19 protein-coding genes, 1 tRNA gene and 1 pseudogene are annotated in these 21,384 nt (G+C 67.4%); 9 read left to right on the forward strand and 12 right to left on the reverse strand.

Annotated elements, in window-relative coordinates; all coding sequences use genetic code 11:
• Nucleotides 1-21: 21 nt before the first annotated feature.
• Nucleotides 22-285 (reverse strand): GlsB/YeaQ/YmgE family stress response membrane protein, encoded by a 264-nt coding sequence (locus ASG92_RS17200; RefSeq protein ID WP_056630843.1) that lies wholly within the window; start codon nt 283-285, stop codon nt 22-24.
• 159 nt (nt 286-444) lie between these two features.
• Between ASG92_RS17200 and ASG92_RS17205 the strand changes: the two genes are divergently transcribed.
• The 4 genes from ASG92_RS17205 to ASG92_RS17220 all read left to right on the forward strand — a co-directional run bounded on the left by ASG92_RS17205 (nt 445) and on the right by ASG92_RS17220 (nt 2,626).
• Complete coding sequence (locus tag ASG92_RS17205; RefSeq protein WP_056632123.1) at nt 445-618, forward strand: CsbD family protein; 174 nt, start codon at nt 445-447, stop codon at nt 616-618.
• A gap of 486 nt (nt 619-1,104) precedes the next feature.
• Nucleotides 1,105-1,350, forward strand: coding sequence for a hypothetical protein (locus ASG92_RS17210; protein WP_056630846.1), 246 nt, complete (start codon nt 1,105-1,107; stop codon nt 1,348-1,350).
• 79 nt (nt 1,351-1,429) lie between these two features.
• Nucleotides 1,430-2,407 carry a hypothetical protein gene (locus ASG92_RS17215; protein ID WP_240987179.1) on the forward strand — a complete coding sequence of 326 codons (978 nt, stop codon included), beginning with the start codon at nt 1,430-1,432 and terminating at the stop codon, nt 2,405-2,407.
• A gap of 39 nt (nt 2,408-2,446) precedes the next feature.
• Nucleotides 2,447-2,626 (forward strand): hypothetical protein, encoded by a 180-nt coding sequence (locus tag ASG92_RS17220; RefSeq protein ID WP_056630852.1) that lies wholly within the window; start codon nt 2,447-2,449, stop codon nt 2,624-2,626.
• A 78-nt stretch (nt 2,627-2,704) separates the two neighbouring features.
• Here ASG92_RS17220 and ASG92_RS17225 read toward each other — a convergent pair whose 3' ends face one another.
• The 10 genes from ASG92_RS17225 to ASG92_RS17270 all read right to left on the reverse strand — a co-directional run bounded on the left by ASG92_RS17225 (nt 2,705) and on the right by ASG92_RS17270 (nt 13,312).
• Nucleotides 2,705-3,550, reverse strand: coding sequence for an aldo/keto reductase (locus ASG92_RS17225; protein WP_056630855.1), 846 nt, complete (start codon nt 3,548-3,550; stop codon nt 2,705-2,707).
• 100 nt (nt 3,551-3,650) lie between these two features.
• Nucleotides 3,651-4,094 (reverse strand): hypothetical protein, encoded by a 444-nt coding sequence (locus tag ASG92_RS17230; protein ID WP_056630858.1) that lies wholly within the window; start codon nt 4,092-4,094, stop codon nt 3,651-3,653.
• Between the two features lie 7 nt (nt 4,095-4,101).
• Entirely contained in the window at nt 4,102-4,779 is a 678-nt protein-coding gene (locus tag ASG92_RS17235) for a bacterial proteasome activator family protein (RefSeq protein WP_082579578.1), read from the reverse strand.
• 38 nt (nt 4,780-4,817) lie between these two features.
• Nucleotides 4,818-5,273: a GNAT family N-acetyltransferase gene (locus tag ASG92_RS17240; RefSeq protein ID WP_240987207.1), complete on the reverse strand. Its 456-nt coding sequence runs from the start codon at nt 5,271-5,273 to the stop codon at nt 4,818-4,820.
• Nucleotides 5,274-5,284: 11 nt separating this feature from the next.
• Nucleotides 5,285-5,476: a YbdD/YjiX family protein gene (locus ASG92_RS17245; protein ID WP_056630865.1), complete on the reverse strand. Its 192-nt coding sequence runs from the start codon at nt 5,474-5,476 to the stop codon at nt 5,285-5,287.
• A 13-nt stretch (nt 5,477-5,489) separates the two neighbouring features.
• Complete coding sequence (locus ASG92_RS17250) at nt 5,490-7,790, reverse strand: carbon starvation CstA family protein (RefSeq protein WP_056630869.1); 2,301 nt, start codon at nt 7,788-7,790, stop codon at nt 5,490-5,492.
• A gap of 187 nt (nt 7,791-7,977) precedes the next feature.
• Nucleotides 7,978-10,764: an FtsX-like permease family protein gene (locus tag ASG92_RS17255; protein ID WP_240987180.1), complete on the reverse strand. Its 2,787-nt coding sequence runs from the start codon at nt 10,762-10,764 to the stop codon at nt 7,978-7,980.
• 64 nt (nt 10,765-10,828) lie between these two features.
• Nucleotides 10,829-11,566: an ABC transporter ATP-binding protein gene (locus tag ASG92_RS17260; protein WP_056630876.1), complete on the reverse strand. Its 738-nt coding sequence runs from the start codon at nt 11,564-11,566 to the stop codon at nt 10,829-10,831.
• The gene (locus ASG92_RS17265) at nt 11,563-12,177 is read right to left on the reverse strand and encodes a PadR family transcriptional regulator (RefSeq protein ID WP_056630880.1); all 615 of its coding nucleotides are present in this window, start codon (nt 12,175-12,177) and stop codon (nt 11,563-11,565) included. Before ASG92_RS17265 ends, ASG92_RS17260 begins: the two co-directional genes overlap by 4 nt.
• A 151-nt stretch (nt 12,178-12,328) precedes the next feature.
• The gene (locus tag ASG92_RS17270; RefSeq protein WP_056630883.1) at nt 12,329-13,312 is read right to left on the reverse strand and encodes an NAD(P)H-quinone oxidoreductase; all 984 of its coding nucleotides are present in this window, start codon (nt 13,310-13,312) and stop codon (nt 12,329-12,331) included.
• Between the two features lie 113 nt (nt 13,313-13,425).
• Between ASG92_RS17270 and ASG92_RS17275 the strand changes: the two genes are divergently transcribed.
• From ASG92_RS17275 to ASG92_RS17285, 4 genes and pseudogenes are all read left to right on the forward strand, one after another.
• A tRNA-Ser gene (locus ASG92_RS17275) sits at nt 13,426-13,513 on the forward strand.
• 284 nt (nt 13,514-13,797) lie between these two features.
• Nucleotides 13,798-13,929, forward strand: a complete 132-nt coding sequence (locus ASG92_RS30325; protein WP_277309652.1) for a hypothetical protein — start codon at nt 13,798-13,800, stop codon at nt 13,927-13,929.
• Nucleotides 13,930-14,034: 105 nt separating this feature from the next.
• Entirely contained in the window at nt 14,035-14,841 is an 807-nt protein-coding gene (locus ASG92_RS17280) for a VOC family protein (RefSeq protein WP_056630886.1), read from the forward strand.
• Between the two features lie 148 nt (nt 14,842-14,989).
• Nucleotides 14,990-16,960, forward strand: a pseudogene (locus ASG92_RS17285) (5'-nucleotidase C-terminal domain-containing protein); the annotation flags it as partial.
• 28 nt (nt 16,961-16,988) lie between these two features.
• Here the strand turns inward: ASG92_RS17285 and ASG92_RS17290 are convergent.
• Nucleotides 16,989-18,962, reverse strand: coding sequence for an FAD/NAD(P)-binding protein (locus ASG92_RS17290; protein ID WP_056630889.1), 1,974 nt, complete (start codon nt 18,960-18,962; stop codon nt 16,989-16,991).
• A 61-nt stretch (nt 18,963-19,023) separates the two neighbouring features.
• On the opposite strand from ASG92_RS17290, the gene ASG92_RS17295 reads away from it, so the two are divergent.
• A complete protein-coding gene (locus ASG92_RS17295; protein ID WP_056630892.1) occupies nt 19,024-21,342 on the forward strand; it encodes a prolyl oligopeptidase family serine peptidase in 2,319 nt (772 codons plus the stop codon).
• Nucleotides 21,343-21,384: the final 42 nt, after the last annotated feature.

Raw genomic sequence — 21,384 nt, forward strand, 5'->3', positions numbered from 1 at the left:
CCGGTTGTACCGCGGGGCCGGTCAGACCCGGCTTCTGCGGGTGACTGCACCGAAGATCAGCAGCACGATGACGGCGCCAAGGATCGACAGCAGCCAGGTCCTGAGGTCAAAGAATTCACCAAGACCCCCGTCGAAGACCAGGGAACCGATCCAGCCGCCGAGTATCGCCCCGACAACGCCCAGGACGAGGGTCAGCAGCCACCCGCCGCCCTGTCTCCCCGGAAGAATGGCTTTGGCTATGGCCCCCACAATCAGGCCGAGCAGGAGAAAACCGAGAAATCCCATGACGCACTTCCTTCCCAACAAACATGTACCGCTGGTATCGCACCAGCCGTATTTACGAGTTAATCAGTATGCTTAGTATCTGGCAAGGATTAGGTTTACGATGAAATGGTTAGCCGCCGGCGGATCCGCCGGCGGAAGCCAACGGCGAGGGGAAACACCATGGGTCTGGATGACAAGATCAAAAACGCCGCCGAGAAACTCGGAGGCAAGGGCAAGGAAGCCGCCGGCGAGGCTACGGGCGATGAGAGCCTGAAAGCCGAGGGCCAAGGCGACCAGGCCAGATCAGATCTGAAACAAGCCGGCGAAAAGGTCAAGGACGCGTTCAAGGAATAACGGCCGTCGGGACTCACGAAGGGTGCAGCTCCACGCCGGTGCCGCACCCTTCTTGCCTGCGCTTTCGACACGGATGTTCGCGGCCGAGCGAGGGGCCTGCCTGCCGACGCACGGCGCTATTCCGCCCCTGGAAATCGCTTGTCAGGCCATGGGGGCGGTGCTATAAAAAGCCGTATCAGCCCTCATAAGCCGGTTAGTGCCGTGCAGGACCGAATGTAAGACCTAAGACCAGGGGGTCGGTGACAGCAGATCAACGCCTGATGGGCCGGGACGGGATGCCCGTACACGCCTAGGCTGCCATTCGGGCGCAGAGCTATTAGAGAACGCCACAGCGCAGCGTCGCGCATGTGCAGCACCATTAGCGCGCGGAATATCTGTCCCGCAAAGTGGTCCCCGGTTAGTACCTTCCGGAGACCGCATCACCCAAAGCTGCAGAGGGAGACAGCAGCACCAGAAGCCACTCACCTGGCTGTTGATCGGATTCCAGTGGATCAGGCGACGATCGTCGGCTATGCCCTCGCCTATATCGCGGCAATTATTGCCGTTTTACTCATGTTCCTGCCCGCTATCATCATGTTTGCCCTCCTCCTGCTCGTGGCAGGCGCGGTGCAATTGATGATCCTCTTCATGAACGCCCTGGCCGTCGGGCTGTACAGGAGCCTTCTGAGAGCGTACCGGCACATGACCGACCGGTGGCACCGGACCCGGGGAGGCGGCAAACTGGCGCATTGACCACCGCCGGCCCGGCCCGATGCCGCGCCAAAACGTCCGCTCGTCCTGACATGCCGCAGGCGGCCCTATGATGGCTGGCATGGTGGAGGTTCTGGAAGACGTCGCACGGCGACTGTACGCGCTTCCTTTCGACGAGTTCGTGCCCGCCCGGACCGCCGCCGCGAAGGACGCTGCCCCTTCCGACCGCCCGCTTTCCCAAGCGATCCGGGAGCTTCCCAAGCCCTCCGTTGCGGCCTGGGCAGTCAACATGCTGGCTCACCACCGGCCCGAGGCTGTGCAGCAGCTCAGCGACCTCGGCCGGACGATGCAGGACGCACAGGCGTCGCTCGACGCCGCCGCCCTGCGTGAGCTGGCACGCGAGCGGCGGAAGCTGCTTGGCGAGGCGGTGGCCGCCGCCCGGCTTGCAGCTGAGGGGCACGGCCGGAAAATCAGCGGACCTGTGGCCACGGAGGTGGAAGAGACCCTCCGTGCGGCCACCGCCGACCCAGCGGCGGCCGCCGCGGTGCAGAGCGGGATGCTGCTGCGGGGACTGTCCGCCGACGGCGTGGACCAGGTTGATCTAAGCGGTGCAGTTGCGGTTCCTTCCGCCCTCGGCACACGGCCGGTCATGCCTCGGACGGCACGCACAGCTGCTGGACAGGCATCGACGGGCGGCCGTCCGGCGCAGCCGCACGCATCCGGTCAGACTGGCGCCCCGGAAAAACCGCGCCTTCAGGCCGTGCGCCAGACGCCCCGCCCGCCGTCGCCGTCGGTGCTGGACAAAGCGCTGGCAGCCCTCGCCGGGGCCGAAATGGCCGCTGCGGAAGCTGCCCGCGAAGCGGAGTTGCGCGCGGAGGCCCAGGAGGAGGCGTCTGCGGCTTTCGAGCGGCTGACGGCCGCGATGACTGAGGCCCGGAAACGGCTGCAGACGCTGGAGGTCTCGCTGGAAGCGGCGCGGAAGGAACGGGACGTGGCTGCCGCGGAGGCAAAGCAGTCGGCCAGGGCAGCGGAGAAGAGCCAGCGGTCAGCCATGCTGGCCAAGGAGCGGGTGCTCCGGCTGCGCAACACACCGGACTGAAGCACGAATAATGTCAGACCCCGGTTGCACCATGGAGTCATGGAAATGAATCAGGAATTCCACGTAACGTATTTCGATGCCGACTGCGGGCGGGCCAGGACCGAGGTCTTTGACACCGCTGCGGAGGCAGAGCGGTTTGCCAGCCGCAGCATTTCCGGCGAGGACGGTTGGGCAGTAGTTGACGCCGTGGAAACGGCGCAGGACCGGCTGGCAGCTTAACTGACTGTGGCCCCGTCCCCGCTGTTGATCAGCGGGGACCGATCAACAGCGGGGACGGGGCCAGCAATCCCTGACTCCCTACGCGAAGTCAGAGACCGCGGGGTCCGGGCCGATCCGGCCGGCGCCTTCTGCGGTGCGGTCCAGGCCGTTGATCGCCTCGACGTCCTCGGCGTCCAGCGTGACGTTCAGGGCCTCAAAGTTCTCGCGGATCCGGGCCTCCGTGACGGACTTCGGGATGACCACGTTCCCGACCGCCAGGTGCCAGGCGATAACCACCTGTGCCGGCGTGGCACCGTGCTTGTCAGCGATGCTTGCGACGGTGGCGTCCTCGAGGAGCTCGCCGCCCTGGCCCAGGGGCGACCAGGCCTGGGTCAAAATGCCCTTGGACGCATGGAACGCCCGGAGCTCGGCCTGGTTGAAGAACGGATGCAGCTCCACCTGGTTGATGGCCGGTACCACTCCGGTCTCGTCGATGATGTGCTGGAGACCTTCGATGGTGAAGTTTGAGACACCGATGGACTTGACCCTGCCGCGCTTCTGAAGCTCGATCAGTGCCTTCCAGGTGTCCACGTACTTGTCCTGCTTCGGCTGCAGCCAGTGGATCAGGTACAGGTCGAGGGATTCCAGGCCGAGGCGCTCCATGGATTCCTCAAACGCCGCGAGGGTCGATTCGTAGCCTTGGTCCGAGTTCCAGAGTTTGGTGGTGATGAAGATTTCCTCGGGCGACAGCCCGGAGCTCGCAATGGCCCGGCCAACGCCGGACTCGTTGCCGTAGATCTTGGCCGTGTCGATATGGCGGAAGCCCGCCTGGAAGGCCTGGAAGACAACCTTTTCGGCGATGTCGTCTTCAACCTGCCACACGCCGTAGCCGAGCTGGGGAATGGTCTTGCCGTCATTAAATGTCAGGGTTGGTGAAGAAGTCATCTGCCCATCCTGCCAACAACCGGCACCCGGGCGCAGCCCGTGCAGCGAGGCTAAGCTAGGCGCTTAATCCCGCGGGCCGGGGAATACCACGGGCCCGGAGTCAGGATCCGGCCAGGAGGCGCTCGGCGTCAGCCACCTGCTCGAAGACGGTTTCGGCACGGCGCCGCACGGACGCGGCACCCACGGGAACGGGACCGACGGCGAGGCGGAGCATCGCTGCTGCCTCCGCAGTGGCGGCCAGCGAGTTCCCCGCCTTCGACAGTGCGCGGTGTACGCCGGACAGCGCGTGCGGAATATCAAGCCCGTCGCTTGGCGAGCGCCGCTGCGCCTCGACGCATACACTGCGTACCCGGCCGGACAGTTCTGCCAGCTGGTTGGCCACCTCGACGAGCTCCACGTAGAGCTGTTCGTCCTCGACGCCTTCCAACACCTGGTGGTAGCGGTCCAGGCCGCGGTGGAAGCGGTCGTGGGCGCGACGCCACAAGCCCCTGCCAAGTTCGGCGTCATCTTTCCGCCCTTGCCTGGCGGCCGTGAAAAATCCCAAAGAAGACCTACAAGTACTGACCGGGGCCGTGATCGGAGTCTTCCTTCCGACCCGGTTGAGCGGTGTCGGCCCCGGGCTGCGGAGCCTTGGCACGCTGCGGCTCGCCGTGCTCGCCGATCACGACGCCGGGTGCAATGACAGTCCCCGGCGGAAGCTGCCGCAGCTGCATCTGGGCCATGGCTTGCTCCCGGGCTGCGTGCTGGGCTGCAATGGCCGTTTGGATGCCGTGGAACAGGCCTTCCAGCCAGCCGACCAGCTGTGCCTGGGCTATCCGGAGCTCGGCGTCCGACGGAGTCGCGTTGTCGGGGAAGGGCAGGCTGATCCGTTCCAGCTCCGCCACGAGCTCAGGCGCCAGGCCGTCCTCTAGTTCCTTGATGGAGCGCTCGTGGATCTCCACCAGCCGGCCCCGCGCGGCGTCGTCCAGAGGCGCCGCCTTTACCTCTTCCAGCAACTGCCGGATCATTGTGCCGATCCGCATCACTTTGGCGGGCTCATCCACCAGGTCCTGCAGGCTTGTTCTCTTGAGTTTGGCAGGCTCCGAAGGCGTGTGGCCATCCTCCGGGACGGCATCCCCGTCAAGGGTTGTTCCCTCCACGGGCACGTCGTCGCCTGGCTGGAACCCGCCCTGCGGCGCGGCACCGGCATGGTCGGCCGCAAGGGGTTGAGTGGCTTTCGGATCGCTCATGCGTTCATACTCTCACGAGCCCGGAATGCGGAGTCCAGTCAATGAAGCTCCTTGACCAGGATTGCGCCTTCATCGGCAACGAAACCGCATTTGCGGTAAAAACCAACGGCGTAGGTGTTGGCCGGAACCCACACTTCCGCCACCGCGCTCTCCTTCATCCACACTTCCATCGCCGCCACCATGGCCCGCCCGATCCCCCGCCGGCGCCAGTCCGCATGGGTCCCCATCTCCATCAGCAGCAGTTCCGCCCAGGGGCCGGAACTCCGGCGGCGCTGGACGTAGCAATGCAGGAATCCGACCACCTGACCGCCCGCCTCGGCCAGCCAAAAGAGCACCGAGGGGTCCGCCAGGAAGTCCCGGGCGCCGTCGGGCGTCAAAGCGCCCGACGGCTCCGTGGCGGGATCCTCGTCGAAGTGGTTGTCACGTTCCGCAAGCGCGTTCAGCGCCCCGGCGTCCTTCGGTCCGATCCGCCGGATCAAGACCCCGGCGGGCACAGCTGCCAATGTCAGCAGCACCTGCCCTGCGGGTTGCTGTCCTGGCGATCCGTCCTATCCCGCCAGAATTCCCGCTCGGTCATGGGCGGCGCCCGGTGACCGGAGGCGGCGTGGTGCTCCAGGTATTTCTGGTAGGCGTCTGCGCCCATCACGCCACCGAGGTACCGGGCAAAGCCCCGGAACCCTTCGACTATCGTGTTCATGGCTGTCTCCGCATCAGTGGTGGCCGGACCTTTCGAGCCGCAGCTCGGCGGGTAGCTTGTTCCATTCGGCCATGAGCTCCCGCTCGGCCGGAGTGGGAATCAACCCTGCCGGGGCGTAGCCCCTGGACGCCACGGGCGTGTCTTCGTGGTCAGCATGGGCAACGCCGGCAGCCTCGTTGCGGAACGCCTTCACCGTGGCGATCAAACCCGTGATGATGACGATGATGCTCAGCACCACGAAGATCACCGACAGCCAGCCCTGGATCATGGTGTTGCGCACCACTGCCTCCATAGCGGCCACAGTCTTGGCGGTTCCGAATTCCGTCTTGCCGTCCGCCAGGGCCTTGGAGAAGGCCGCATTGTTGGCGAAGTAGCCCACGGCAGGGACAGGCGAGAAGATCTTCTGGAAGCTCGCGGTGATGGTCACAACGGCCGCGAACGCCAGCGGCAGGGCCACAATCCAGAGGTACTTGATTGAGCCCCGCTTGGCTGCGATGGCCAGGCAGACGGACAGGGCGATGGCGGCGAGCAGCTGGTTGGCGATGCCGAACAGCGGGAAGAGCGTATTGATGCCGCCCAGCGGGTCCGTAACACCCATCAGCAGCACCGCACCCCAGGCCCCGACCATGACAGCCGTGCAGAGCCAGGCTCCCGGCCGCCAGGAGTGTTCCTTGAACTTGGGGATGAAGTTGCCGATGGAGTCCTGGAGCATAAAACGGGCCACGCGGGTGCCGGCGTCCACGGCGGTCAGGATGAACAAGGCCTCAAACATGATGGCGAAGTGGTACCAGAACGCCATCATGGCCGTGCCGCCGATGAACTGCTGCATGATGTGGGCGAGCCCCACGGCCAGTGTGGGGGCGCCGCCGGTGCGGGACACAATGCTTTGCTCGCCGACGTTGGCAGCTGTCTGCGACAGGAGGTCCGGGGTGATGTTCACACCGGCAAGCCCCAGGCTATTCACCCAGGTGGCGGCGGTTTCCACCGTGCCGCCGGTCAGGGCAGCCGGCGAGTTCATGGCGAAGTACAGCCCGCGGTCGATGGAGATGGCCGCCACGAGGGCCATGATGGCGACAAACGATTCCATCAGCATGCCGCCGTAGCCGATGAGGCGGGTCTGGCGTTCCTTTTCGATCAGCTTCGGCGTGGTGCCGGAAGAGATCAGGGCGTGGAAGCCGGACAGCGCGCCGCAGGCAATCGTGACGAACAGGAACGGGAACAGCGCCCCGGGGAACACCGGACCGTTCTCCCTGCTGGCAAACTCGCTGAAGGCCGGAACGGTGATTTCGGGGCGGACCACGATGATGGCCAGCGCCAGCATGACAATCACGCCGATCTTCATGAACGTGGAGAGGTAGTCACGAGGCGCCAGCAGCAGCCAGACCGGAAGGATAGCGGCGATGAAGCCGTACACGATCAGGCCCCAGGCGATGGTGACCTTGTCCAGGTGGAAGAAGGCCGCGCCCCACTCGGTGCCGGCCACAGCGCCGCCGCCGATGATGGCGGCCATGAGCAGGACGAAGCCGATCAGGGAAACTTCCAAGACCTTGCCGGGCCGGATGAAGCGCAGGTACACGCCCATGAAGAGCGCGATCGGAATGGTCATGCCGACGGAAAAGACGCCCCACGGGCTTTCGGCCAGCGCGTTCACCACGACGAGCGCGAGGATGGCCACAATGATCACCATGATCAGCAGGGTGGCGACGAGGGCGGCGGTTCCGCCGATGACGCCGAGTTCCTCACGGGCCATCTGGCCCAGCGAGCGGCCGCCGCGCCGCATGGAGAAGAACAGGACCAGGTAGTCCTGGACGGCACCGGCCAGTACGACGCCGATGATGATCCAGATAGTGCCGGGCAGGTAGCCCATCTGGGCCGCGATGACGGGCCCCACCAGCGGGCCGGCGCCTGCGATGGCGGCAAAGTGGTGGCCGAACAGGACGTTGCGGTCCGTGCGGACATAATCCTTGCCGTCGGCCTTGTATTCGGCCGGAGTGGCGCGGCGGTCGTTGGGCCTGGTGATGTAGCGTTCGATCACCTTCGAGTAGAAGCGGTAGCCAATGAGGTACGTGCAGACGGAGGCAAACACGAACCAGATCGCGTTGACCGTTTCACCCCGGATGATCGCGACCATGAACCAGGCCACGCCCCCCAGCAGCGCTATCGCCGCCCAGATCGCAATCTTCGTGGGCGTCCACCTGCTCTCTTCCGCTTCGCGGACGGCCTCGTCCACGGCGGTCGGCGGCAGCGATGGATCCGGCGTCAGTTCCAGATCCTCGTCCGTCGTCCGAGCCCTGCCGCCAGGCATGCTGCTCATGTCTCCTCCTTGAGATTAAAAAATGTGACAACCCCCTAAAGCGCACCCTACCAACGGGTGCCAACAATCGATACGCACAATTGCAACGTGCCGCCGGACGTAGCGCCGAGCGGTGCAGCCGAGGCGGTGAACGGGGGTTTGCTGCGGCCGCTCGACGTCACGGCGTCAGTCCTGAAAGCCGCCGGCGCTACGTGCCCAAGCGTCGGGACATCGGCAGGCGGGCACGCGTAAAGAGCCATGCCAGGCCCCCTCCGCTCAGCGGCACGGCCACGAGCAGTGCGAGCAACTGCAGCCAAGGGACCACCGGGGCTGCAAGAGTCCGGGTGGCCGCCATGACCAGGACGGCAGGCACCACTCCCGCCACAAGTCCAAGGGACGTTCCCAGCACAGCCGTCATCAGGGACTGTGCACCGGCCATGGACTTCCGGAGCCGCGGCGGCGCCCCGACGCCGGCGAGGGTCATGTGGTCGCTGCGGGCATCCGCGAGGGCCAGCCCGGCGGTGATCCCGGCGGCGCTCAGCGTTATGAGGGCGCTCAAGCCGACGAGCAGCCAGAGCAGGGACGTACTGTCGCGGTCGGCACCCGCCTCAACATGAAGGGCGGCGGGCTGGGTCTCATAGATTCCGGCGAGCGCGGCCGAGGCCTTGTCCAGCTCCGCTACGGCGGGATACCCGGAGAGCTGGATCAGCAGCACGGCCGGCTCCACTTTGATACCCAGGCGGGAGGCGGCTTCGGCTGAGATGACGCCGTAGTAGGGCACCGGCACCTCCGGGCTTTCCACCACCGCCGGCAGGCTCTCATCGCTGACCACCTCGAAGTCGGCGCGATGGTCAGGACGGGTCACAGCCTGCCGGAGGTCATAGGCCTGCAGGAGCGTTTGACCGTCCTTGACGAAGACCGGGTTGCTCACCACCACGCCGCCGCCGGCCAGCGCTTCCAGGGCCTCCCTGCCGGGCTTTCTGCCCAGCAGGGCCTCGAGCTCTTCCGCACCGCCCACGATCAGCTGAGGGATCTGGCCGCTGATGCCCAGAGGAAGCATCGATCCCTGGCATCGCCAGTCGCCTGCGTCCAGGACCAGTCCCCGCTGGGTGGTGGGGCATTCATTGCCCGAAGGCACGCCCAGCTTGTACTGGAGGCAGTTGCCGTCACCGGGACGGGAGGAAGCGACGGCCCCGGCCCGCATATTGCAGTTCCGGGCCACCGGTGACGCCAACACCCGCGTCCACTCCACCGTACCCAGCGCACGCTCAAGCGCACCGGTGACCGCGGCCGGATCAACGACCCTGGCGGGTGCCACCGCCCCGTCTGCCAGCAGGGGACCGGTCTCAGCAAGCGGCAGGGCCGCCTGGTTCGCCCGCGCCGACCAGGGGTGCGTCTTCCGTGCGTTCTCAAACTGGCTGGCCGCCACCACCATTACGGCGATGGCCAAGGTGGCGGCGGCAACGATGGCGGCCACGGCTGGGACGGTGCGGCTGCGGTTGCGTGCCGCGTCCCTGGCCGCCAAGCGGGCGGGCAACGGAAGCCACCCGCTGCGGGCCGTCAGCAGCGCGACGACGCCTCCCGTGAGGAGCACCAGGGCGGCCGCGGTCAGGACGGCGCCCCCGATCAGCAGCCCGGCCACGAGCGGTGTCCGGGACGCAAGAACATCGGGGTCACCCCCAACCAGGCCCAGGCCCGTACCCGCCGCGAGCGCAGCCACCGCCACGACCAGCAGGAGGACACCAATCCTGGCCGGCCAGGGCTGCGCCGCCGACGGCGCACGGCCGGACTTCAGCGCGCCCAGCACGGCCTGCCTGGCGACCTGGCCCGCAGGCACGGCCGCAGCAAGAAGGCAGGCGAGGAGGCCCATGCCCATGGCCGCCGCAATCAGCAGCACGTCCGGATGGAAGCCGGGAAACCGCACCGAACCGAGATGGCGTCCGACGGCGACGACGGCTGCCGCTGCCAAGGCTCCCAGCAGGGCACCGGAGGCAACGGCAACGGTGCCGAGCCACAGGCCGCCGGCTGTCACCACGGCCCGAACGGTGGGTGCCTCGGCGCCGGTCGCGGCGAGGAGAGCAAGTTCGCGGACCTGCCGTTTGGCGCCCACGGCAAAGGCCGCCCCGGCCAGGAGCCCCACTTCCAGCAGGGCGAGCGCCCCGATCAGGCCGCCGGCAAGATAACCGCCCCAAAGCTGGGAGTCGTAGCCTGTGCCCGGGGCATCGCCCGCTTCATTCCGGGGCGGCGGGCTGAGCGCCACGCTTCGGGAAAGGACAGCGACGCCCACCCTGTTCAGTTCCCGGATCTGGTCCCAGGTCACCTGGTCCCGCCCAACGAGGTAGTAGATGGTCTCCGGGGCGGGCCCTCGGGCGGTTGCCTCCTCCTGGACTTTCTGCTGGCCGGGTTTGAGGAAGAGGATGGCGTTGCCGTCCGAATAGGTGGCGTCACGCAACTTTCCGACGGCGGTGAAGGTGCCCTCCGACGTCGTCAGCCTGTCCCCCAGCCGGAGGCTGAACCGCTCCAGCAGGCCGCGGGACACGAGGACTTCGTCGGATGCGGCGGGTGCGCGGCCGTCCAGGAGTGTGTACTTGCCCGTGAAGGCGGGGTCCAGGGCGTCCACCGCTTTGGCCATGAGCGGGACTTCGGCCGCACCCACTGTGACCCTTAGCGTCAGTTGCGACTCCGTGAGGACCCTGTATCCGGGCGGGATGGCATCCTTGGGGTCCAGCGGGACGAAGTCGGGGTCCGGCGCGTAGTTCCGCGACCCTGTGGCTGTTTCCACGACGGGGTCCTGGACCATGTCCGCGTTGTAGGCGTGCATGTTCCGGAACCTCGCCTGGGTGTCCCCCAGCTGGTGCTGGATGCGTTCGGCGGGTGTCTCCTGCATGCTCTGCACGAGCGTCGCGGCCCCGGACATGCCGGCGACCGGCACCATGATCAGCAGGACGATCAGGAGCGAACGGCCCCTGTGCCTGCTGATATCCCTGCGTGCCATCCGCAAGGCGACGCGGAAACTGTGCCGGCGCCCGCCTGGTGCCGGCCTGACGTCGATCGCCATGTCAGAGGCCGGTTCGAGCCAGCAGCATCGCTGGATCGTGCATCGCCGCCGCCTCGTCCACGATCCGGCCGTCGCGGATGAACACCACCCGGTCCGCCCAGGCTGCATGCCGGGCCTCGTGAGTGACGAGCATGACGGCAGCGCCGGCGTCGGCCCTTTCCCGAAGCACCTCCATCACGCCGTGGCCGGTAGTTGAATCCAGGGCGCCGGTGGGCTCGTCTGCGAGGATCAGCCTCCGGTCCCCCACGATGGCCCGCGCGATGGCCACGCGCTGCTGCTGCCCGCCGGACATCTCGTCCATGAACCGGTCGGCGAGTTCAGGGATGCCCACCAGCCGCAGGGCGTCCAGGGCCTGGCGGTGGGCCTTCCTGGCCTGCACGCCGTCCAGTTCCAGCGGCAGGGCGACGTTTTCCGCCGCGGACAAGATGGGGATCAGGTTGAAGTCCTGGAAGACATACCCCACTGCGCGGCGGCGCAGCCGCGCGAGTTCGTTGAGTCCTAGCCCTGCCAGCGGGGTGGATTCCACAAAGACACCGCCCGACGTCGGACGGTCCAGTCCGCCGGCCAGCGAAAGCAGGGACGACTTGCCGGACCCGGACGGTCCCATCACCGCCACGAACTCGCCAGCGCTGACGGTGAGGTCGACCTCGCGCAGGGCGGCAACCGCCGTCGCGCCCCGGCCGAAAGTTCTGCTCACCTTGGCGAGCTCCAGGACCTGCCGCGGCCCCTGGACGCTCAACGCCGTGTCTCCGCGTTGAGCGGGGCGGCCTCTTCCACTGTGACCCCGTTGGATGTTTTGCGTACCGCGCCCTGCGTGCCTGCCGTCTGGGAGAGCTGCACCATGCGGGCTTCGCAGAGATCCAGCCAGCGGACCTCCGCCTCGGTCTGGAAAATCAGCGAATCCAGCACCAGCAGCCAGGCGGTGTCGCCCGGGCGGTGGCTGGCGGCCGTATCCCGCCGCGACTTCGTGCAGTCCTGCAGTGCCCGCATGGAAGCCACGCGTTGCGCCTGAATGATGGCGGCCACGTCCACGCCGGGCAGCGTGACGGCGAGCGCCAGTTTGATGGCGAGCTCGTTCCGCGGCGGATTGCTCCGCTCCACCGGCGTGGCGAACCAGCCCTGGACCTCGGCCTTGCCGGCGGCCGTAATGCTGTAGACCACATGGCCTTCGCCGTCGCCGCCGTCGTTACTGACCAGGCCGTCGCGTTCGAGGCGGTCCAGGGTGGTGTAGACCTGCCCGATGTTCAGCGGCCAGGTGGACCCGGTGCGGTCCTCGAATTCGACCCTGAGCTGGTAGCCGTAACGCGGCTGGTCCTGCAGCAGGGCGAGGAGGCTGTGGCGGATGGACATGTTGCTCCTTGGCTAGGAAGGCCGCGGTATGCACAAGCCCCCAAGACCAGTGCATACCGCGTATAGGCCGAGCCTAGCGGCACTGCCCGGACATGGCAATACCGGGTATGCATGGGTCTGGTTCCGCCCGCTGGGACGGGGCGGGTGCCGGCTACATGACCAGCAGGATCTTGCCCACGTGCTCGCCGGAGTCGAAGTACTCATGGGCTGCGCGGACCTGGTGCAGCGGAAACGTCTTTGCCACGAGGGGGTGGATCCGCCCTTCCGCGATGAGGGGCCAGATGGCATCCCGGACAGCCGTCATGATGACGCCCTTCTCTTCGACCGGCCTGGGCCTCAGCGCTGTGGCGACGACCGCCGCGCGTTTCCGGAGCAACTGCCCCAGGTCCAGCTCGCCCTTGGCTCCGCCCTGCAGCCCGATGACGATGAGGCGGCCGTAGTCCGCAAGGGCATCGATGTTCTGCTGGAGGTATTTGGCGCCAACGACATCCAGGATCACATCCGCGCCTTTGCCGCCGTTCTGGGCCCGGAGGCTTTCCGCGAAATTCTCCTGGGCATAGTTGATGGCGATATCGGCCCCAAGGAAGGCCTTGGCCGTGCTGACTTTCTCCTCGGTACCGGCCGTGGTGGCAACAGTTGCGCCGATTGCCTTTGCGAACTGGATGGCCATGGTGCCGATGCCGCCGGTGGCGCCGTGGATCAGGACGGTCTCGCCGGCCTGCAGCTGTGCGGTCATGATGAGGTTCGAGTACACGGTCGCGGAAACCTCCGGGAGGGCCGCCGCGGTAACCAGGTCAACGCCGTCGGGAATCCTCACCACCTGCTCCGAGCGGACCGCGACCTGCTGCGCATAGCCGCCGCCCGCCAGCAACGCCACCACCTTGTCTCCGATGGAAAACGGCTTGGTGACTCCCGGACCGAATCCGGCGATGCGGCCAGAGACTTCCAGGCCTGGAATTTCCGAGGCGCCGGGTGGCGGCGGGTAGTAGCCCTTCCGCTGCTGCACGTCGGCGCGGTTCAGGCCCGCGGCCACGACGTCGATCAGGACCTCGCCCTCGCCCGGAACAGGGGCGGGCACGTCGCGGACTTCCAGCTTTTCGGGCCCGCCCGGTTCCGAGATGTAGACGGCTTTCATGGAGAACTCCCGATTTCCTAGCTGATTACTGCCCAAAAATAGTGTGCACCGGCAGCAACCGCCACACTCCGGTTTTTGTTGCAGCCAACTGCCTATGAAACACTACTAGTTAGGGAAGGTTGTCCGAGCGGCCGAAGGAGCTGGTCTTGAAAACCAGTGTGCGGTAACCCCGTACCAAGAGTTCGAATCTCTTACCTTCCGCGCAGTGCAGTCAGAGCACAAAGTAGGGCCGGTTGGGCCAATCGAAAGGTTGGTTCGGCCGGCCCTTCTGCGTGGGCAAGTAGACCCCTTCTGCGTGGGCAAGTAGACCCGCAGGCGGCGGGCCCAAAAGCAGGTAGACCGAGTACCGCCTTCGCAGAAATCGAGTACGCACCACGCATGCGCAGACCCCTGCCGGGGGCGTTCACTGGAATCAGCATTGCTCCTTCCTTCGAAAGCGGGAAAGAGCGTCCGCATCCGCAGCGATTTGGGGGAGTTTCGCCGTTATGAGCAAGGCCGACAAGCAGAGCCTGAGGTACTCGGACTACTACTGGTGCATGTCCCTGAAAGACTTCATTGAGTGGGTCGAGGCGGACGACGACCGGGAACCCGCAACGTCGTATTCGGACCAGCGCTGACGCCCTAACCATTGAAACTGTCACACCCCCGGCATAGTCTCGATCCTGTCTCCATGAACGCCATGAAGTGCGGACACGTTCCGCACACCACACCAGGAGCTGATCATGCCTACACCAGACATCACGCCCGGCGCACCATGCTGGATTGACCTCATGACCTCGGACCCCGACCAAGCCAAGCGGTTCTACGGCGAACTGTTCGGCTGGGACTTCCAGACCGGGGACCAGGAAAAATACGGCGGCTACATCACCGCTGCCAAGAACGGTAAGTCCGTTGCGGGAATCATGCAGAAGCAGGAAGACCAGGCGGGGATGCCGGACATGTGGTCCACCTACCTGCGCACTGATGACGCCGCCGCCACGGCCGCCGCAGTCAAGGCCAACGGCGGGCAGGTCTACATGGAGCCCATGGATGTTCCCGAACAGGGCCACATGGCGTTCTTCGGGGATGCTTCGGGGGCTGCGATCGGCGTCTGGCAGCCCCGTGAAATGCGCGGCTACGAGCTTGTCGCCGAACCCGGCGCGCCTGCCTGGCACGAGCTTCACACCAAGGACTATGCAACTGCGGTGAAGTTCTATGAGGACGTCTTCGGGTGGGACACCGACGTCATGAGTGACACGCCCGAGTTCCGCTACACCACCTTGGGCGCCGGCCGGGAGGCGAAGGCCGGCATCATGGACGCGTCGGGCTATCTCCCCGCCGAGGTCCCGTCCAACTGGCAGGTCTACTTCGCCGTGGAAAACGCCGACGCGTCCATCGAGAAGGCCGTTGGCATGGGCGCAGCCCTCGTCGACGGACCGGACGATACGCCCTTCGGACGGCTGGCCACCCTGGCAGATCCCACCGGCGCCATGTTCAAGATCGTCCAGGACACCGGACAGGGCGCTGAGGCCCAGGCCACGGGCGCGTGAGCCCGTCCGGCATTAACTAATTTCACCGAACAAATAACGGCCGGTAGCTTCCCTGGAAGCTACCGGCCGTTATTCTTTGTGCTGCCCGGAGGCGGGTGTGAAGTCCGCGCCCCTGGAATGCAGGGGTCGCTGGACTGCAGCAGGTATAAACAACAAGGTGACCAACGACTATGCGCCGGACCAGTACGGGGCGCGCGACCATGATCCCGTGGCGGGCCTGGACCTGCCGCCCGCACCGGTCACGCCCGCCACCGTGGAGCTGAACTTCCTGGGCATCAACGACTTCCACGGCCGCATCGACACCAACACGGTGCTGTTTGCCGGAACCATCGAGAAGCTGCGGGCAGCAGCGCCGGGGGCCACCGCCTTCCTCTCCGCGGGGGACAACATCGGGGCCTCGCTGTTCGCATCCTCCGTCGCCGGGGACCAGCCCACCATCGACGTCCTGAACACGCTGGAGCTGAAGGCCTCGGCGGTGGGCAACCACGAGTTCGACGGCGGCTGGGCGGACTTGCGCGACCGCGTCGCCGCCGGGGGCGGCAACGCCCGGTTCCCCTACCTCGGCGCCAACGTCTACAGGAAGGGCACCCCGGAGCCCGTGCTGCCGGAATTCACGGTCCTCGAGATGAGCGGCATCAAGGTAGCCGTCATCGGCACCGTGACCCAGGAAGTGCCGTCCCTGGTCCCTCCCGCCGGGATCACGGAGCTTGAGTTCGGCGATCCCGTCGACGCCGTCAACCGCGCCGCGGCCAGGATCAAGGCGGAGCACCTGGCCGACGTGATCGTCGTGGAAAACCACGGCGGCGCCGGGTCCGGAACACCGGAAGGCGCCACTTTGGAGCAGGAGGCCGCAGCGGGCGGCCCCTTCGCCAAGCTGATCACCGAAACGTCCGCCGACGTGGACGCGATCTTCAACGGCCACACGCACAAGGAGTACGCCTGGGACGCACCGGTTCCGGGGATCGAGGGCAAGACCCGACCCATTGTGCAGACCGGCAGCTACGGCGAGAACATCGGCCAGATCCAGCTGACCGTGGACGCCAGGACCAAAGCTGTCACCGGCCACAAGGCGGGCAACATCAAACGCACCACGGATGCCTCCGCGGATCTGGTGGCGGCCTACCCGAGGGTCGCAGCCGTCGACGCGATCGTCAGGAAGGCTCTCGCCGAGGCCGCGGAAATCGGAAACCAGCCGGTGGGCGGGGTCACCGCCGATATCACCACCGCCTTCACGCCCGCCACCGACGTGACTCCCGCGAAGCGGGACGACCGCGCCGGCGAGTCCACCCTGGGCAACCTCGTGGCGGACTCCCTCGTGGGCGCGCTCCAGCCGCCGGAACTGGGCGGCGCCGAAATCGGCGTCGTCAATCCCGGCGGCCTGCGCAACGAGCTGTACTTCGCACCCGACGGGACGATCACGTACGCCGAGGCCAATTCCGTCCTGCCGTTCGTGAACAACCTGTGGACCACATCCCTCAGCGGGGCACAGGTCAAGACGCTCCTGGAACAGCAGTGGCAGACCAACGCCGACGGCAGCGTCCCCAGCCGCGCGTACCAGCAGCTGGGCCTGTCCAGGAACGTCAACTACACCTACGACGCCGGCCGCGCCGCGGGAGACCGCATCACCGGGATCCGGGTGAACGGGGAACCGGTTGATCCGGCCAAGGCCTACCGGATCGGCACGTTCAGCTTCCTGGCCACCGGCGGCGACAACTTCCGGATCTTCAAGGACGGCACCGGCACCGATGACTCGGGCCTCGTGGACCGCGACGCCTGGATCAAGTACCTGAAGGACCACACTCCGGTGGCCCCTGACTTTGCCCGGCGCACCGTGTCCGTGGCCAACACAACGGCGGCGGCGGTCAAGGGCGGCGACGCCATGACGCTCGAAGTCTCCAGGCTGGACCTGGCCTCGCTGGGCAGCCCCGCCAACAGGTCACTGGCTGCTGTGTTCACGGACGCTGCGGGCACGTCCACCCCGCTGGGCACGGTTCCCGTGGCCAGCGGGGCTGCCACAGTGCACCTCGCGGTGCCCGTCAAGGCCGCCGCCGGGGCGGCCACGCTGACGCTCACCGCGGCAGAGTCGGGGACAGTGGTCAAGGCCGCGGTTCAGGTCGCCGCCGGCCGGACCTGAGGGAGTGTCGGGGTCAGCCGCCGAGGATGGCGCGGGTGATCTCGTCGGCGTCGCGCAGGGTGCGCTGGCCGCTCGCGTAGACCGGGCCGGCCTGCTGGACGGCTTCGGCGGCGATGGCCGTTCCCCACTGCGTGGCCGAGAGCTGCAGGCCCAGCACGAAGAGCCGTTCGGCAACTTCGCCGTTGGCGGCCACGGGACGGTAGGGATGCGGGCTGACGTCCAGCCCCGAGGACTGCACCGGCGTGCCTTCGACGGTCATCATGGTCCGCGGGCGCACCAGGCCGTCCGCCAGCAGCTGTTCCAGGAGCGGCGACTCGTTAACGGCCACCCGGTTGGCCGGCGCCAGGGCCTCGACCATGGTCCGCGCCTCGGCGGCGTCGTCGTGGACCCACGGCGAAGCGGCGGTGAAGACGCCCCTGCTCCGGTCCAGCCCGAACTTGGGATCCGGTCCGACGAAGCTGACCACGCCGGCGCGGGCGAGCGCCGCCAGCTGCTCGGCGCGCAGTGCCGGCGGTCCGCTGGCAAGGCCTTCCACGAACGACTCAAACCAGCCACGCAGCCCGGCGACCCACGACTCGTCGGTGATGCCGCCGTCGGCCACCACTGATTTCAGCACGGCGCGTCCGTGGTGCAGCGCGCCGATGGCCATCTTGACGGGGTCGTCCTCTCCCAGGGCTGAACGGCGGGCGTCGTCGAGCAGATAGTCGACGACGGCGGCGTCCAGCTCCGCCCGGGAACCGAAGGACCGGCCGGCCAGCGGCGCCGCGAGGCTGCGCAGGTCCAGCCTGCTGGCGGGGCGGACATGCCCCGCAATGACGGCGTTGGACGCCTCTTCCCACCTGCCCATGCTGTGCGCGTGCGGGTGCAGGGCCTCATCCAGCTCCGACAGGAACTTCGCGGGGTCCGGCACCGCGCCTGGCTGCGAGCGCACCAGCGTGGAGTAGTAGGCCCAGAGCGCGTCCCGGTGCAGGAGGGGCCAGAGGTCGTGGTCAAAGGCCGGCACGATTCCCGCCGACGCAAACCGCTTCAGGGCGCTCTCCGTGCAGTACCTGAGCGTGACCGAGGCCGGATAGTAGCCGTCAAGCGTGGCCTTGGACCGGTACGGGGTTCCGCGCCGGGACGCCGCGATGATCAGCGGTTCCTGGCCCGACGGCAGGTACTCCAGGCTGTCGCCGGCGTCCACGAACTTCCCGCCGCGGCCCTCCGTGAGCTGGCCCATGACGTCGAAGAAGTTCAGCCCCATCCCGCGGACCAGGACCGGCTCCTGCGCGGGGATGACAGACCAGTCGACGTCGGCCGGGACGGCAGGGGGAAGGTAGCGGAGGCCCAGCTGGGCGGCCGCCGCCTGCAGCTGGCGCTGCTCGGGGCTGAGGCGGGATGCCAGGTGGCCCAGTGCGAGCACCACCGAGTCCGCGGCGAGCGTCCCGCCGCCGGCCAGGACGACGTCGAACGTTCCGTCCGGCGCGGGGCGCACGGCGGTGGCCGACGTTTCGTGGACGGCGACGGTGACGCCGTCGGGCAGTGCGGCCAGCAGCTCCTCGAACGTGGAGCGCAGGTAGCGCCCGTACAGCGCGCGGCTGGGGAAATCGCGGGACCCCAGCACGGCGAGTTCCGCGCGCTCGTCGTCGGTCAGCGAAGGGAGGGGGTCCTGCTGCTGGCCGGCCCGCCAGCGGTCGAACGTGCTGCCGGCAACCGGGGCGGCGAGGTTTGGGTCCTCCGGAATGAGGGTGGGGTAGAAGGACTGGGTGTTCATCAGGTACAGCCGCGACTGGCCGGGCTGCCAGACGTGCCCCGGGCCTGCCGGGTAGGGATCGATCACGTCGATGTGCAGGCGGGCCGCGGCCGCGGCGTCCGGGGCCGACGACGGGTCCGGGTCAGATCCGGACGGTCCTGCGGCGGCCCAGTTGGCGAGCAGCCGCTCCAGCACGCTGGCACCCCTGGGACCGGCGCCTATCAGTGCCGTTCGGATGCTTTGCGAGGTGACCACGGCATCCAGAGTATCGGCATGTGACTTGCTAGCTGAGCCGGGATGTTGTTTGGATGGGGCGATGACCACCACCGCAGCTGATTCCGCCCCCGCGTCCGGCGCCGTTCCTCCCGGAACCGCGCCGGAGCCCACCGACGAAAACATCTGGCTTGAGGACATCTACGGTGAGCAGCAGCTGGCCTGGGTCCGTGAACAGAATGCCCGCACCGAGGATCTGCTCGAGGACGCGGACTACGCGCGCCTCGAAGGGGAGATCCTTGAGGTGCTCGATTCCACGGACAAGATTGCCATGGTGAACAAGCGCGGCGACTGGTACTACAACTTCTGGAAGGACGGGCAGAATCCGAAGGGGCTGTGGCGCCGGACCACCTGGGAAAGCTACTGCAGCGACGCCCCCGAATGGGAGGTGCTGCTCGACGTTGACGCGCTCGCCGCCGCCGAGGGCGAGGAATGGGTGTTCCACGGAGCGAACTTCCTCCGGCCGGAACCCGGCCAGCCCTACCGGCGTGCCCTCGTGGCGCTCTCCCCCGACGGCGGCGACGCCAACCGCCACCGCGAGTTCGACGTCGAGTCCCTCAGTTTCGTGGACGCCGCCGCCGGCGGCTTTGACCTGCCGACGGCGAAGGGCAACGCCTCGTGGCTGGATGCGGACACGCTGCTGGTCGCCAGCACCGCCGAAGACCTGCCCCGAACGGCGTCCTCCTACGCACGCACCGGCGTGAAGCTGCGCCGGGGCCAGCGGCTGGCCGATGCGCCCCGGATCTTCGAGATCCCCGAGGACCACATGATGGCGATCGTGGCCCACGACTCCACGCCCGGGTTTGAACGGACGTTCGCCGTGGACTGGATCGATTTCTTCAACCGGAGCACGTCGGTGCTGCGGGACGGCTCCTGGGTGCCGGTGGATGTGCCCACGGATGTCAACCTCAGCGCGCACCGGGACTGGCTGCTCTTCCGCCCCCAGGCCGAGTGGACCGTGGACGGCACCAGCTATCCGGCCGGCTCGCTCCTGGCCGCGGACTTTGAGGGCTTCCTCGCCGGCGAGCGCGCGCTGACGGTTCTCTTCACCCCGGACGAACACACCTCCCTGCAGTCCTGGAGCTGGACGCGGAACTTCCTGCTGCTGAACCTGCTGCGGGACGTCTCTTCGGAAATCCGGGTGCTGGATCCTTCACGGCCCGGTTCCGGGGACGGTTCGGGCGACGGCGCCTGGGCGTCCACCCTGCTCGACGCCTGCCCGCCGCTGCACGACGTCAACGCCTTTGCCGTGGACGACGAAGATGAGGCCGGCGGCGATTCCGACGGCGGCAGGCACTCCGCCGGACCGGCCGGGGCCGGCGACGACTTCTGGCTCGTGGCCACCGGCTTCACAACGCCCAGCACGCTGACTCGGGGCAGGCTGACGCGCCAGCCTGCCGGCGGCGCCTCCGAAGGTCCCACGGGCGGAGCTCCCGCAGCAGGCGTGGCGAGCAGCCATGCGGTAGTCAAGTCGTCGCCGTCGTTCTTCAACGAGGCCGACTACGAGGTGCAGCAGCATTTCGCGGTGTCCGAGGACGGCACGAAAGTGCCGTACTTCCAGGTCGCGGCACGCGGCCTGGTGCTCGATGGGCAGAACCCCACCCAGCTCTCCGGCTATGGCGGCTTCGAGGTCTCCCGGACCCCGGCCTACAGCGGCGCCATCGGACGGGCCTGGCTCGAGCGGCGCACGGGCGGGGCCGCAGGCACCGGCGGCGATGCGGACGGACACCCGGCCCACAGCCGCGGCGGCGTCTACGTCGTGGCCAACATCCGCGGCGGCGGAGAATACGGCCCGTCGTGGCACCGGGCCGCGCTGCGGGAAAAGCGCCACCGGGCCTACGAGGACTTCGCCGCCGTCGCCCGGCACCTGATTTCCCGGGGCGTCACCTCCCGCGAGCGCCTCGGCTGCGTGGGCGGCTCCAACGGCGGGCTGCTCGTGGGCAACATGCTGACGCGCTACCCCGAACTGTTCGGCGCCGTCTCGTGCGGAGTGCCGCTGCTGGACATGCGCCGGTACACGAAACTCTCGGCCGGCCACTCGTGGATCGCCGAGTACGGCGACCCGGATGTTCCGGAGCACTGGGATTTCATCAGGACGTTCTCGCCGTACCACCTGCTCAAGGACGGCGTGGACTATCCGGAAACCTTCATCTGGACGGCCACCTCGGATGACCGGGTGGGCCCGGTGCAGGCCCGCAAGATGGCGGCGCGCATGCTGGCCATGGGCATCCCCAACGTGTGGTTCCACGAAGCCCTGGAGGGCGGGCACGCCGGTGCCTCGGACAACAGGCAGGCAGCCGCGCTCCAGAGCCGCAGCCAGCACTTCCTCTGGCGGTCCCTGGCCGGCCGCTCTGACAGCTAAGTCCCCCTGGGATTACTGCGCGTTCTGATCCGCACGTTTTGG

It is taken from the genome of Arthrobacter sp. Soil736 (assembly GCF_001428005.1).
In the GTDB taxonomy this organism is placed as follows: Bacteria; Actinomycetota; Actinomycetes; order Actinomycetales; family Micrococcaceae; genus Arthrobacter.

Coding starts and splice junctions, on each gene's coding strand:
- ASG92_RS17200 (WP_056630843.1), bottom strand. CDS start 285: ATGGGATTTCTCGGTTTTCTCCTGCTCGGCCTGATTGTGGGGGCCATA.
- ASG92_RS17205 (WP_056632123.1), top strand. CDS start 445: ATGGGTCTGGATGACAAGATCAAAAACGCCGCCGAGAAACTCGGAGGC.
- ASG92_RS17215 (WP_240987179.1), top strand. CDS start 1,430: ATGGTGGAGGTTCTGGAAGACGTCGCACGGCGACTGTACGCGCTTCCT.
- ASG92_RS17220 (WP_056630852.1), top strand. CDS start 2,447: ATGGAAATGAATCAGGAATTCCACGTAACGTATTTCGATGCCGACTGC.
- ASG92_RS17225 (WP_056630855.1), bottom strand. CDS start 3,550: ATGACTTCTTCACCAACCCTGACATTTAATGACGGCAAGACCATTCCC.
- ASG92_RS17235 (WP_082579578.1), bottom strand. CDS start 4,779: ATGAGCGATCCGAAAGCCACTCAACCCCTTGCGGCCGACCATGCCGGT.
- ASG92_RS17245 (WP_056630865.1), bottom strand. CDS start 5,476: ATGAACACGATAGTCGAAGGGTTCCGGGGCTTTGCCCGGTACCTCGGT.
- ASG92_RS17250 (WP_056630869.1), bottom strand. CDS start 7,790: ATGAGCAGCATGCCTGGCGGCAGGGCTCGGACGACGGACGAGGATCTG.
- ASG92_RS17255 (WP_240987180.1), bottom strand. CDS start 10,764: ATGGCACGCAGGGATATCAGCAGGCACAGGGGCCGTTCGCTCCTGATC.
- ASG92_RS17265 (WP_056630880.1), bottom strand. CDS start 12,177: ATGTCCATCCGCCACAGCCTCCTCGCCCTGCTGCAGGACCAGCCGCGT.
- ASG92_RS17270 (WP_056630883.1), bottom strand. CDS start 13,312: ATGAAAGCCGTCTACATCTCGGAACCGGGCGGGCCCGAAAAGCTGGAA.
- ASG92_RS30325 (WP_277309652.1), top strand. CDS start 13,798: ATGAGCAAGGCCGACAAGCAGAGCCTGAGGTACTCGGACTACTACTGG.
- ASG92_RS17280 (WP_056630886.1), top strand. CDS start 14,035: ATGCCTACACCAGACATCACGCCCGGCGCACCATGCTGGATTGACCTC.
- ASG92_RS17295 (WP_056630892.1), top strand. CDS start 19,024: ATGACCACCACCGCAGCTGATTCCGCCCCCGCGTCCGGCGCCGTTCCT.